At 68.4% G+C, this 12,637-nt stretch carries 11 protein-coding genes; 4 read left to right on the top strand and 7 right to left on the bottom strand.

Annotation, left to right across the window (positions count from 1 at the left end):
* Nucleotides 1–203: 203 nt before the first annotated feature.
* Both ACO6VK_RS15340 and ACO6VK_RS15335 read right to left on the bottom strand, forming a co-directional pair.
* On the bottom strand, nucleotides 204–794 hold the full coding sequence (locus ACO6VK_RS15340; protein ID WP_422508574.1) for a response regulator transcription factor: 591 nt from the start codon (nucleotides 792–794) through the stop codon (nucleotides 204–206).
* Entirely contained in the window at nucleotides 791–2,017 is a 1,227-nt protein-coding gene (locus ACO6VK_RS15335) for an ATP-binding protein (protein WP_422508572.1), read from the bottom strand. Before ACO6VK_RS15335 ends, ACO6VK_RS15340 begins: the two co-directional genes overlap by 4 nt.
* A gap of 132 nt (nucleotides 2,018–2,149) precedes the next feature.
* On the opposite strand from ACO6VK_RS15335, the gene ispG reads away from it, so the two are divergent.
* The 3 genes from ispG to ACO6VK_RS15320 all read left to right on the top strand — a co-directional run bounded on the left by ispG (nucleotide 2,150) and on the right by ACO6VK_RS15320 (nucleotide 4,995).
* A complete protein-coding gene (ispG, locus tag ACO6VK_RS15330) occupies nucleotides 2,150–3,415 on the top strand; it encodes a flavodoxin-dependent (E)-4-hydroxy-3-methylbut-2-enyl-diphosphate synthase (RefSeq protein ID WP_422508570.1) in 1,266 nt (421 codons plus the stop codon).
* A complete protein-coding gene (locus ACO6VK_RS15325; RefSeq protein ID WP_422508568.1) occupies nucleotides 3,396–4,103 on the top strand; it encodes a phosphatase PAP2 family protein in 708 nt (235 codons plus the stop codon). Before ispG ends, ACO6VK_RS15325 begins: the two co-directional genes overlap by 20 nt.
* A 244-nt stretch (nucleotides 4,104–4,347) precedes the next feature.
* Entirely contained in the window at nucleotides 4,348–4,995 is a 648-nt protein-coding gene (locus ACO6VK_RS15320) for a response regulator (protein ID WP_411850639.1), read from the top strand.
* A gap of 48 nt (nucleotides 4,996–5,043) precedes the next feature.
* Here ACO6VK_RS15320 and ACO6VK_RS15315 read toward each other — a convergent pair whose 3' ends face one another.
* From ACO6VK_RS15315 to zwf, 5 genes are all read right to left on the bottom strand, one after another.
* Entirely contained in the window at nucleotides 5,044–5,703 is a 660-nt protein-coding gene (locus tag ACO6VK_RS15315; protein ID WP_422508566.1) for a bifunctional 4-hydroxy-2-oxoglutarate aldolase/2-dehydro-3-deoxy-phosphogluconate aldolase, read from the bottom strand.
* A 326-nt stretch (nucleotides 5,704–6,029) separates the two neighbouring features.
* Nucleotides 6,030–7,946: a phosphogluconate dehydratase gene (edd, locus tag ACO6VK_RS15310; RefSeq protein ID WP_422508564.1), complete on the bottom strand. Its 1,917-nt coding sequence runs from the start codon at nucleotides 7,944–7,946 to the stop codon at nucleotides 6,030–6,032.
* Nucleotides 7,947–7,992: 46 nt separating this feature from the next.
* Nucleotides 7,993–8,715 (bottom strand): 6-phosphogluconolactonase, encoded by a 723-nt coding sequence (pgl, locus tag ACO6VK_RS15305; protein ID WP_422508562.1) that lies wholly within the window; start codon nucleotides 8,713–8,715, stop codon nucleotides 7,993–7,995.
* The gene (gene glk / locus ACO6VK_RS15300) at nucleotides 8,712–9,719 is read right to left on the bottom strand and encodes a glucokinase (RefSeq protein ID WP_422508560.1); all 1,008 of its coding nucleotides are present in this window, start codon (nucleotides 9,717–9,719) and stop codon (nucleotides 8,712–8,714) included. Before glk ends, pgl begins: the two co-directional genes overlap by 4 nt.
* Complete coding sequence (gene zwf, locus ACO6VK_RS15295; protein WP_422508558.1) at nucleotides 9,716–11,152, bottom strand: glucose-6-phosphate dehydrogenase; 1,437 nt, start codon at nucleotides 11,150–11,152, stop codon at nucleotides 9,716–9,718. Before zwf ends, glk begins: the two co-directional genes overlap by 4 nt.
* A 353-nt stretch (nucleotides 11,153–11,505) precedes the next feature.
* Between zwf and ACO6VK_RS15290 the strand changes: the two genes are divergently transcribed.
* The gene (locus ACO6VK_RS15290) at nucleotides 11,506–12,600 is read left to right on the top strand and encodes an ABC transporter ATP-binding protein (protein WP_422508556.1); all 1,095 of its coding nucleotides are present in this window, start codon (nucleotides 11,506–11,508) and stop codon (nucleotides 12,598–12,600) included.
* Nucleotides 12,601–12,637 lie beyond the last annotated feature (37 nt).

Here is a 12,637-nt window from a genome sequence, read left to right as displayed (position 1 = left end):
GGTAGAGCCGACCGTTGGTCGGCTATCGCGCGCAGCGCGGGGTGGTGATTTTCAGCGCGCAAGGCAGCCGACCAACGGTCGGCTCTACAGACGTGCGCGGGAGGTTGATCGGCTATCGCGCGCAGCGCGGGGTGTTGATCTTCAGCGCGAAGGGCAGCCGACCAACGGTCGGCTCTACCGGGCTGCGCGGCGGTTGCCTGGCGCTACCTGCTGGGATCGCGCTCGGGGCTGGGCCGCTTGGCCAGTTTGCGCTGCAGCGAGCGCCGGTGCATGCCCAGCAGGCGGGCGGCGGCGGAGACGTTGCCGCCGGTTTCGTGCATGGCCTGCTGGATGTGCTCCCACTGCAGACGACTGATCGGGGTCATCGCATCCGGCGGCTCAAGATCGCCGTCGTCGGCCGGGCCGTCGTCTTCCTCGCCGAGTGCGCGCAGGATCATCGGCACCGTGGCCGGCTTGGGCAGGTAGTCGTCGGCGCCCAGCTTGATCGCTTCCACGGCAGTGGCGATGCTGGCGTAACCGGTAACCAGCAGAATGCGCATGTCCTCGCGCAACGCGCGCAACGGCTGGATCAGCGCCAGGCCGGATTCGGCGCCCAGCTTGAGATCGATCAGGGCAAACGCCGGCGGCTGCTGGCGGGCCAGCATCAGCGCCGAGGCGATGTCGCTGGCGGTGACGGTTTCCAGGCCCTTGCGCGCCAGGCTGCGCTGCAGGGTGCGCAGGTACAGTTCGTCGTCGTCGACCAGCAGGCCGTGGATGGCCGGCGCGGTGCCGGGTACCGGAGTGTAGGGGGTCATGCGGAAGTCTCCCGGGGGGACAGGGGCAGGCGGAAGCCGACGCGGGTGCCGGCACCGTGGGCCGGACGCATCCACAGTTCGCCTTCCAGCCGTTCGATGGTGGCATGCGACAGGGCCAGGCCCACGCCCATGCCCTCGGTCTTGCCGCTGTTGAACAGCGTGCCGGGCAGTACCGCCTGGCGCGCATCGAAACCGTGGCCGTAATCGCGGACTTCGCCGATCAGGTCCTCGCCCTGGATGCGCAGGGTGAGATCGACCTGCGGGCGCTCGGCCTTCTCGCCGGCATCGGCGGCATTGTTGAGCAGCACCATCAGCAGGTGGCCGATGCCGGGATCCAGTGGCAGGTCCAGCGGGGCATCGTCGTTGCGCTTGAGGGCGATGGTGGGGCGCACCAGCCGCCACTGCTCGAGGACTTGGGGGAGGGTCACCCGATCGCGACCGGAGCTTTCGCCCGCGGCCGGGCGGGCCAGCGCCAGCACGCGTTCGCGGCATTGCACCAGCAGCTCGCGCAGGGTCTCCACGTCGTCGCGGACCTCGCTGCTGTCGGTCTGGTCGGCGATGTCGTCGGCGAGCAGGGTCATCGTCGCCAGCGGCGTGTTGAGTTCATGCGCCACCGAGGCGGCATGCGTGGCCAGCGCGACGATGCCTTCGTTGCGCACGAAGCGCTCGCGCAGCAGCGCCAGTTCGTGCTCGCGATGACGCAGCGCGATGGCCAGCCGGGTGGCGAACACCAGCACCACCGTGGCCGACAGCAGGAAGTTGCAGACCACGCCCCACTGGTGCATCTGCATCGCAGTGAAGTAGCCGGCCGGCAGCGGGACGCCGAACAGGCCGCTGACCGCATAGCCGATCAGACAGGCCGCGGCCACCGCCAGGGTCCAGCGCAGCGGCAGGGCGAGCGCGGCCAGCGCGATCAAAATCAGGAACAGCGACCCGAATGGATTGGCGATGCCGCCGCTCCAGCCGACCATCCAGGTCAGGACGGTGACGTCGACCAGGATGTGGCAGAACGCGGTCAGCGGCGCGGTATCGGCGTCATGCACCCGCCATTGGGCGTACAGGTTGAACAGGGCCAGTGCGGCCACGCCGGCCCAAAGCGGGCGCTGCGACAGCTCCAGGCCCAGCACCCAGGTGGCGACGAGGATCGTGGCCGCCTGGCCGGCCACGGCCAGCCAGCGCAGACTGCACAGCGTTCGGAGAAAGGGGGCGTCGGGACCGGTCATTGCCCGCCCATCGTATGCGTTCAGCGGGCCGGCTGCCTGCGACAATCGGCCGCATCGGACGGGCGGGGCCGAAAATGAGCGCCGACCAACGTCCGGCACCTACGCGCACGCCGGGCGCGCTAAAATGCCGGGATGCACGACGCCGTTACCCGACCGACCCAACCCGCCGACACCACCGTGTGGGCCCGCCGCCAGACCCAGCCCGTCCGCATTGGCGGCGTGGTGGTCGGTGGTGGCCAGCCCGTGGTGGTCCAGTCGATGACCAACACCGACACCGCCGATGTCGCCGCCAGCGTCAAGCAGGTGGCCGAGCTGTGGCGGGCCGGGTCTGAAATGGTGCGGCTCACGGTCAACAACCCCGAATCGGCCGCGGCGATCCCGCGTATCGTCGAGAAGCTGCGGATGATGGGGATCGACGTCCCCCTGATCGGCGACTTCCACTACAACGGCCACCAGCTGTTGACCCAGGAACCGGCCTGCGCCGAGGCCCTGGCCAAGTACCGCATCAATCCGGGCAACGTCGGCTTCGGCAAGAAGAAGGACACCCAGTTCGCGCAGTTGATCGAGTTCGCGATCCGCTACGACAAGCCGGTGCGCATCGGTGCCAACTGGGGCTCGCTGGACCAGTCGCTGGCCGCGCGCCTGATGGACGAGAACAGCCAGCGCGCGCAGCCGTGGGATGCCGGCCGGGTGCTGCGCGAGGCGCTGATCCGTTCGGCGCTGGATTCGGCCCATACCGCCGTCGAACTGGGCCTGCCGCGCGATCGCATCGTGCTCTCGGCCAAGGTCAGCGGCGTACAGGAACTGATCGCGGTCTATCGCGACCTGGCCCAGCGCTCGGACTTCGCCCTGCACCTTGGCCTGACCGAGGCCGGCATCGGCAGCAAGGGCATCGTCGCCTCCTCGGCGGCGCTGGCCGTGCTGCTGCAGGAAGGCATCGGCGACACCATCCGCATTTCGCTCACCCCGGAACCGGGGCAGTCGCGCACCGCCGAGGTCATCGTGGCCCAGGAACTGCTGCAGACCACCGGCCAGCGCGCGTTCACGCCGCTGGTCACGGCCTGCCCGGGCTGCGGACGCACCACCTCCGAGTTCTTCCAGGAACTGGCCAAGGTGGTGCAGAACCACGTGCGCGGCAAGATGCCGGAATGGAAGGTGAGCCACCCGGGCGCGGAGAACATGACCCTGGCGGTGATGGGCTGCATCGTCAACGGGCCGGGCGAATCGCGCCACGCCAACATCGGCATCTCGCTGCCGGGCACTGGTGAAACGCCGGCCGCGCCGGTGTTCGTCGACGGCGAAAAAACCGTGACCCTGCGCGGCGACAACATCGCCCAGGACTTCGTGGCGCTGATCGACGACTACGTCGAACGGACCTATGTCCGACGTGTCGGATAAGCCCACGGTGCTGGCCGCACCGGAGCCGGCCGCCGGGTTCCGCCACTGGATGGGCCACAACGCGTGGCGCTTCGTCCTGCTGTTCGTGGGGGTCCTGCTGCCGCTGGCCGGCTTTGTCGCCCTGGCCGACGAAGTGCACGAGCTGGAATCGATCTATTTCGACGCGCCGCTGCTGTGGAAGATGCATGGCCTGCAGTCGCCCGGCCTGGACCGGTTCTTCGTGCTGCTGTCCAAGCTGGGTTACGAATGGTTCCTGATCCCCGCCGACGTGCTCATCGTGGCCGCGCTGCTGTGGCGCCGCCGCTGGCGGGAAGCCAGTTTCGTGGCGATCTGCTTCGTGGGCTCGGCGTTGTTGAACCTGGGCAGCAAGCAGTTCTTCCAGCGCGACCGCCCCAGCCTGTGGGAATCGATTGCCCCGGAAAGCACGTTCAGCTTCCCCAGTGGCCACGCGATGGGCTCGATGACGCTGGCGATCACGCTGATGCTGCTGGCCTGGAACACCCGCTGGCGCTGGCCGGTACTGATCCTGGCCGGTGCGTTCGCCCTGCTGGTGAGCGTGTCGCGGGTCTATCTGGGCGTGCATTACCCGTCCGACATCCTGGCCGGGTGGTGTGCCGCCGTGGTTTGGGTGGTAGGGTGTTTCCTGGTGATGTTCCGGCGCCGCCGCCCGTGGCGGCATCGCAACTGACCCAGATACGGCACGTATCGCACCGGGGAGAGGTGCGGTGACGCGGGGAGGCGTCGATGCCGACAGGGCGCCAATAGGCGCAGTAAACCAGGGTTGCCTTCATTGAAAGGCAAGGGGAAGGGGCTTCCAGAAGCGGATGTGATGTCAACACCAGAATGGACGATGCAATGCGTGTTCATTCTTGTGATCGTCTTGTCCCGCCGTTAGGCTGGCCCCCGTTAGCAGCGTTTGAAGAGGTACGTGCATGACGATTCGAGTGTATCTGGTGGACGATCATGCGCTGGTGCGTACCGGCATGAAGATGATCCTCTCCAACGAGACCGACATCGACGTGGTCGGCGAGGCCGAGTCCGGCGAGGACGCGCTGCCGGAAATCCGTCAATTGCGACCGGACGTGGTGCTGTGTGATCTGCACCTGCCTGGCGTCAGCGGCATGGAAGTCACCGAGCGCGTGGTCCGCGGCGACCACGGCACCCGCGTGGTGATCGTGTCGGTCCTGGAAGACGGCCCGATGCCCAAGCGCCTGCTCGAAGCCGGCGCCTCCGGCTATATCGGCAAGGCGTGCGATGCGCAGGAACTGCTGCGGGCCGTGCGCGACGCCGCGCTGGGCCGCCGTTACCTGGGCAGCAGCATCGCCCAGAACCTGGCGCTGTCGAACGTGGAAGGCAGCCACTCACCGTTTGATGCGCTGTCGCCGCGCGAACTGGAAGTGGCCCTGCTGCTCACCCAGGGCCTGCGCCAGGAAGACATCGCCAAGCGCCTCAGCCTCAGCGCCAAGACCGTCAACACGCACAAGGCGCGCCTGTTCGAAAAGATGGGCATCAGCGACAACATCGCCCTGGCACGCATGGCGAGCCAGTACGGCCTGGTGGACCCGGCGCGACCGATGTAGTCCGCGCCGGCGTCGTCGGCAGCCGGGCGATGCCCAGCCACCGTTGCGTCACTGGGCGCGGACGCGCGCCACGATCTTCGCCGCCTGGGCCGCGCTCTCGCGCACCTTGTCCCACTCGCCGTTGTCGATCCAGCTGCCCGGCACCATCCACGAACCGCCGATGCAGACCACGTTCTTCTGCTCCAGATACTCGGCCGCCGTGGTCTCGGTGATGCCGCCGGTCGGGCACAGCTTCAGGTCCGGAATCGGACCGGCCAGGCCCTTGATCATCGCCAGACCGCCCACCGCCGAGGCCGGGAACAGCTTGCAGACCCGGAAGCCGCGCGCGTACAGCGCCAGCATCTCGGTCGGCGAGGCCGCACCCGGCACCACCGGCAACGGCGCCGCTGCCAGCGCATCGGCCATGTGCGCCGGCGTTCCCGGCGTGACCAGGAAATCCGCGCCGGCATCGATCGACTGCTGCATCTGCTCCACGGTCAGCACCGTGCCCGCACCCACCACCACGTCCGGCAGCTCGCGCTTCAGCATCGCCAGCGCTTCCATCGCCACCGGCGTGCGCAGCGTCAGCTCGATCGCCGGCAGGCCGCCTTCCAGCAGCGCGGCACTCACCGCACGGGCCTGATCGAGGGTATGCACAGTCACCACCGGCAGGATGCCGGCCGCGTGCAGCAGGGATTCAGCGCGTTTCTGGTGTTCGGCAATACTCATGAAAATGTCTTCCTGTTGATCGGGTCGACCAGGTGTTGGCCGGAGACCCAAAAGTCCGGCCAGAGGCCGGCGCTACCGAATTGGCCGACGCCAACAAAGCGCCGCACTGCGTAGTGAGGCGGTTGGTGAATCGCGTAATGGTCGCGAATCAGCCAACAAGGCGCCGCACTGTGTCGTGAGGCAGCGGCGGGGGTCTCCGTAGGGACCGTAGAAAACATGGATGTTTTCTACGAGCCCCCAGGGATGGGTTCACGGCGTGTCCCGTAGGAGACTCCCGCCGTTGCCTCACCGCAGTGAAGCCCACCGCCGCTCTACGCGATAAACCGTCAGGCGTCCTTGGCCTCATGCGGCGCAAGCGCTGCATCGGCGTCGTGCCCCAACTCGTACTCCGCGTCGTAGTTCCAGATGTCGCCGTCGGCGGCAGCCGGGCCGCACGAGATCGAGATCGCACCCTGGTCCGCCGGGCCGACCAGACGGCGGTTCATCGCGAACAGATTGCGGCCCAGATCGTGCGCCGCCGGGGCCGTGTTCGGCGCCAGCGTGCGCGCCGCCCACTCGGCCGGATCGACCAGCACTTCCAGCGTGCCCGCCTCGCCATCCATCCGGATGATGTCGCCCTCGCGCACCCGCGCCAGCGGACCGCCGCGCGAGGCTTCCGGCGTCATATGGATCGCCGCCGGGAACTTGCCCGATGCACCGGACAGGCGACCGTCGGTGACCAGCGCCACGCGCCGGCCCTGGTTCTGCAGCAGGCCCAGCAGCGGTGCCAGCGAATGCAGTTCCGGCATCCCGTTCGCACGCGGCCCCTGGTAGCGCACCACCGCCACGAAATCGTGCGGCAGCATCCCGGCCGCGTGCAGCTTGTTCAGCACCTGCGGTGCATCCACCACCACCGCCGGCGCCTCGATCGTGCGGTACTGCGGCTTCACCGCAGACAGCTTGATCAGCGAGCGCCCCAGGTTGCCGCGCAGCAGGCGCAGGCCGCCCTGTGCCTCGAACGGGTCGGCCACCCCACGCACCACCTCGGTGTCGGCGCTCTCGGTGATGCCGTCGATCCAGGTCAGCGCGCCGTCGCGCAGCGCCGGCTCCTGCCCGTACTGGCGCATCCCGCCGACCGCTACCGTGTCCAGGTCCGCATGCATCAGTCCCGCATCCATCAGCTCGCGGAACACGAATGCCGTACCGCCGGCCGCCGCGAAGCGGTTCACGTCCGCCTCGCCGTTCGGGTACACCCGCGCCAGCAGCGGAATCAGCTGCGACAGCTGGTCCATGTCGTCCCAGGTCAGCACGATGCCGGCGGCACGTGCCACCGCGATCCAGTGGATCGTGTGGTTGGTCGAGCCGCCGGTGGCCATCAGCGTCACCACCGCATTGACGATCGCGCGCTCATCGATCAGGCGGCCCAGTGGACGGAAATCGTCACCCAGCGCACTGATCTCCAGCGCACGCGCGCCCGCATGGCGGGTCAGCGCATCGCGCAGCGGCGTATCCGGATTGACGAACGACGCACCGGGCAACTGCACGCCCATTGCTTCCAGCAGCGTCTGGTTCGAATTGGCCGTGCCGTAGAACGTACAGGTGCCTGCGCCGTGATAGGACGCCGCTTCCACTTCCAGCAGCTCCTCGCGGGTTGCCTGGCCGGCAGCGTAGCGCTCGCGGACTTCGGCCTTCTGCTTGTTCGGAATGCCCGGCGTCATCGGCCCGGCCGGCAGGAAGATCGCCGGCAGATGGCCGAAGGCCAGCGCGCCGATCAGCAGGCCCGGCACGATCTTGTCGCAGACACCGAGGTACACCGTGGCATCGAACATATCGTGGCTCAGCCCGATCGCGGTCGACTGCGCGATCACATCGCGCGAGAACAGCGACAGTTCCATCCCGCCGCGGCCCTGGGTGACGCCATCGCACATCGCCGGCACGCCGCCGGCGACCTGCGCGGTGGCGCCGAGCTCGCGGGCGGTCTCGCGCAGGATCTCGGGATAGTGCTCGAACGGCTGGTGCGCCGACAGCATGTCGTTGTACGCAGTGATGATGCCCAGGTTCGGCGTCACCCCGCCGCGCAGGCGGCTCTTGTCGGTGGGGCCGCAGGCCGCGAAACCGTGGGCGAGGTTGCCGCAGCTCAGGCGCGAGCGGAACGGACCGTCGCGCAGCGCGGCGTCGACGCCGGCCAGGTAGGCGGCGCGCGAGGCGGCGCTGCGCTGGACGATGCGCTCGGTGATGGCATGGAGTTTGGGATGCAGGCTCATTGGCTACCGGCTATGAGAAGGCGAACGGAATACCACCGGGGCGAGGTCAGTCGCACCAGTGCACGCGCAGCTTGGTGCCGCCGAGGTCGATCGCGTTGAGAATGGGATAGAGGTGCGGGTTGTTGCTGTCCAGCGCCTGACGCAGCACGTCAAGCTTCTGCTTGCCACGCAGCAGCAGCAGGCGCTGCTGGCTCTGGCCGAGCCCGTGCGGGGTCAGGGTGATGCGCAGCGGCCACTGGTTGGCGCCCGGGCAGCCGGTGGCATCCAGCGCCGCATAGGGCAGGGTGCTTTCCACGGCGCGGGCCAGGTCGCGGGAACCGGGGAACAGCGAGGCGGTATGGCCGTCGTTGCCCATCCCCAGCACGCTCAGGCACGGCCGCTGGCTGTGCTGGGCCTGCAGATTGGCGGTGTACACGCATTCGGCCAGCGGCTTGCCGACCCGCACCAGCGGATCGAAATGGGCGCCGTCGGCACGCGTGAGGAAGCTCTCGCGGACCAGCCAGGCATTGCTGTCGCGGTCCTGCGGGGACAACCAGCGCTCATCGACCAGGCTGACCTCGACGCGATCCCAGTGCACGTCCAGCTCGGCCAGCGCCTGGTACACCGGCGCCGGCGTGGTGCCGCCGGACAGCAGCATGCGCGCACGGCCGAACGCGGTGATTTCCTCGTTGAGCACCTGGGCCATTTCCGCGGCCACGGCCTCGATCCAGGCCTCGGCGTCGCTGTGGCGGATCAGGGTGAAACGGTCCTGCGTGTCGAGCGTGGTCATGCGGCAGCTCCCTGCAGATCGCGCTCGGCGTCTGCGGCATAGGCGGCGGCACCGAGCAGGCCGGCGTGGGGGTGCATCACCGCCAGCGACGGCACCCGGGCCATGATCGAGGAGAAGCGCCCCTTGTGTTCGAAACGCTGGCGGAAACCGGAGTGCTGCAGCGAGTCCAGCATCTTCGGCACCAGCCCGCCGGTCAGGAACACGCCATCCCATGCGCCCTGGATCAGCACCAGGTCGCCGGCGATGGCGCCGAACACCGCGCAGAACACATCCACCGTGCGCATTGCCTGCGGGTCGCCATGCAACGCGCGCGCGGTGACGTCCACCGGCTGCAGCTGACCGGGGTCGATGTCGGCCATCTCGCACACGGCGCGATGGATGTTGACCAGTCCCGGCCCGCAGATCAGGCGCTCGTTGGAGACGCGGCCGAACTGTTCGGAGAGGATTTCCAGGATGCGGATCTCTTCCGGCGTGCCCGGCGGGAAGCTGACATGGCCGCCTTCGGTTTCCAGCGGATAGCAGCGGCCGTGGCGCAGGATCAACCCGCCCACGCCCAGCCCGGTGCCCGGGCCGATCACCGCATAGTTGCGCGGCTGGCCGGGCTTGCCCGGCACCCACGCCGCACCACCGACCTGGACCACGTCCTGCGGCTGCAGCAGTGAGATCGCCATCGCCTGGGCGGCGAAGTCGTTGATCAGGTGCAGCTCGTCGAAGCCGAGCATGTGGGCGGTACGCGCCCGCGAGATCACCCACGGATGGTTGGTGATGCGGGCCTCATCGCCATCCACACGGCCGGCCACGGCGAACACGCCGCGGCGCGCCTCGGCGCCGATCTGATCCAGATAGTGGCGCGCCGCATCGCCGAGCGACGGGAAATCGGCGACCACGAACTCGCGGATGCTGTCCTGCTGCAGCGGCGCGGCCTGTGTGGTGTCAGCCAGCGCGAAGCGTGCATTGGTGCCACCGATATCGGCGACCAGCACCGGTTGCGACGCCCCGGTCATGCGCGATCCTTGCCGGCATCGGCGTCCACGTCGGCGGGCAGGAAGCCGGTCGCTTCCTCCGGACCCCACTGGCCGGCGGGGTAGGGCTGCAGCGGCAGCGACGCGGCTTTCCAGGCATCGCTCACACTATCGATCCAGGCCCAGGCAGCGCGCACTTCATCGTCGCGCACGAACAGCGCGTGGTTGCCGTTGAAGGCGTCCAGGAACAGGCGCTCGTAGGCGATACGGCGGTGCAGGCCGGTGGGTACCGACAGCTCCAGTTCCAGCGGGTGCAGTTCCAGCGCGCCCCATTCCGGGCCGGCCAGGCTGCTCATCAGGCCGAGCTCGATGTTTTCCTGCGGCTGCAGCTGGAAGGTGATGCGGTTGGGCGTGGCATTGCCGCGGTCCGGGCGCTCGAACAGCCAGTGCGTGACCGGCTTGAGCGTGACCACCACGCGGGTGGTGCGCTCGGCCAGGCGCTTGCCGGTGACCAGGTGGAACGGCACCCCGGACCAGCGCCAGTTGTCGATGTGCGCGGTGACCCCGGCAAAGGTTTCCACGTCGCTGCCTTCCGGCGGCTGGTAGGCCTGCGCGGGCTGGCCGTTGATGGTGCCGGCGGTGTAACGGCCGCGGACGCTGTCGCGCGCGGCGTGCTTCGCATCCAGCGGACGCAGGGAGCGCAGCACCTTGACCTTCTCGTCGCGGATGCGGTCGGCTTCCAGCGACGCCGGCGGCTCCATCGCCACCAGGCACAGCAGCTGCAGGATGTGGCTCTGGACCATGTCGCGCAGCGCACCGGAGCGGGCGTAATACGCATCGCGGCCGTCCACGCCTTCGCTCTCGGCCACCAGGATGTGCACCGACTCGATGTAGTTGCGGTTCCACACCGCTTCCAGCAGCGTGTTGCCGAAGCGCAGCGCGATCAGGTTCTGCACCGCCGCCTTGCCCAGGTAGTGGTCCAGGCGGAACACGCGGTCTTCGTCGATCCACTGGCCGATGGTGGAGATGATCTCCTCGGCGCTGGCGCTGTCGCTGCCGATCGGCTTCTCCAGCATCAACCGGTGCGGGGCCGCCAGCGCGCCGCCCAGGGCCAGGCCTTCGCAGGTGGAGATGTACAGGCCCGGCGGGATGGCCAGGTAGCTCACGCAGCGGCGATCGACCAGGTCGCGCACCGATTCGGCGACGGACTGCGGGTCGCGCAGGTCCACCGAGCGGTAGTCGATGCGCTGCAGCAGCGACTGGATGTCCTCCTGGCTGGCCATCGGCATGGCCTGCTGCAGGCGCGGACGCAGGATCTCGCGGAAGGCGTCGGTGTCGTGCGGCGACAAGGCCAGCGCACGGACCTTGAAGTCCTCGGGGAGCAGGCCGTCGCCGAGCAGTCGCAGCAGCGAGGGGAACAGATAACGCTGGGCCAGGTCGCCTGTGGCGCCAAACAGGAAGAGGGTGTCGTGCATCGCTCGAGTTTCAGATCCGGGTGACATCGTTGTCAATCGCTTCTCGTCTATGTTCTCGGGGGTACGGGTGGGTACGTTGACCGCATGCTGCGATCGCGGCATCGTCCACCCGACGGGCCTGGCGTGACGGCCTGACGACCCGGCGCGCAGGGGAGGAAACCGCCCCGCTGGCGCCGACGTCGTTGCCGACCATCGGATAGTGCCACGTGAAAACGTTTACATGGCAGAATGCGCAGACTGTATTCGATTGCAGTGGTCGCCGTCATGCGGCACCACGCCATCGACCTGCCATCGGGAGGGCCGAGGGCAGTTCCGCATAACAGCCCGGAGTCCGGGCGGACTGGAATGGTGATATGGCAAAAGTGCAGTTGCAGGGGGTTCGCAAGGTCTATGACAACGGTCAGGTGGCCGTGCAGGGCGCGACCTTCGAGGTGGCCGATGGCGAACTGATGGTGCTGGTCGGGCCGTCCGGCTGCGGCAAGTCGACCTTGCTGCGCATGGTCGCCGGGCTGGAAGAGATCAGCGGCGGTACGCTGACCATCGGCGACCGCGTGGTCAACGATGTGGCGCCGAAAGACCGCGATATCGCGATGGTGTTCCAGAGTTATGCGCTCTATCCGCACATGACCGTGGCCGAGAACCTGGCCTTTGGGCTGAAGCTGCGCGGCCACGACAAGGCCACGATCAGCAAGCGGGTCAACGAGGCGGCGCAGACGCTGGGCCTGACCGAGATGCTCGACAAGCTGCCCAAGGCGATGTCCGGCGGCCAGCGTCAGCGCGTTGCGCTGGGCCGGGCGCTGGTGCGCGAGCCGGCGGTGTTCCTGCTCGACGAGCCGCTGTCCAACCTGGATGCCAAGCTGCGCCACAGCGTGCGTACCGAGATCGCGCAGCTGCATCGCAAGCTGGGCACGACGATGATCTACGTTACCCACGACCAGGTGGAAGCGATGACGCTGGGACAGCGCATCGTGGTGCTCAAGGACGGCATCATCCAGCAGATCGATACGCCGATGGCGCTCTACGACCGCCCGGCCAACCTGTTCGTGGCCGGCTTCCTGGGCAGCCCGGCGATGAACGTGCTGCGCGGCACCCTGCAGGGCAGTGACCGCGGCGTGGTGGTGCAGGAAGCTGCGCTGACCGCACCGCTGGGCCAGGCGGCGGTCGATCCGGGCTGGATCGGCCGGACCATCGCGGTGGGCGTACGACCGGAGCACCTGCAGCCGGCTGCGGCCGAGGATGCGACGGGCTTCGAGGCGACCATCGACGGCATCGAGCCGGTGGGCAACGAGATCTTCGTGAACATGACCAGTGGCGGCCAGCCGCTGGTGATGCGCGTGGCGCCGCAGGCCCTGCCGCAGGTCGGCGAGTCGATCCGCGTGGCGATCCAGCCGAAGGGGCTGCATTTCTTCGATGCGGAGACCGGCGAGCGGTTGAACCACGACGCCTGAGGTACCGGGTGTGCGGACCAACGGTCCGCACCCACCC

This window comes from Stenotrophomonas sp. GZD-301 (assembly GCF_049310345.1).
GTDB lineage: Bacteria > Pseudomonadota > Gammaproteobacteria > Xanthomonadales > Xanthomonadaceae > Stenotrophomonas.
This window is presented reverse-complemented; position numbering and strand designations above follow the sequence as displayed.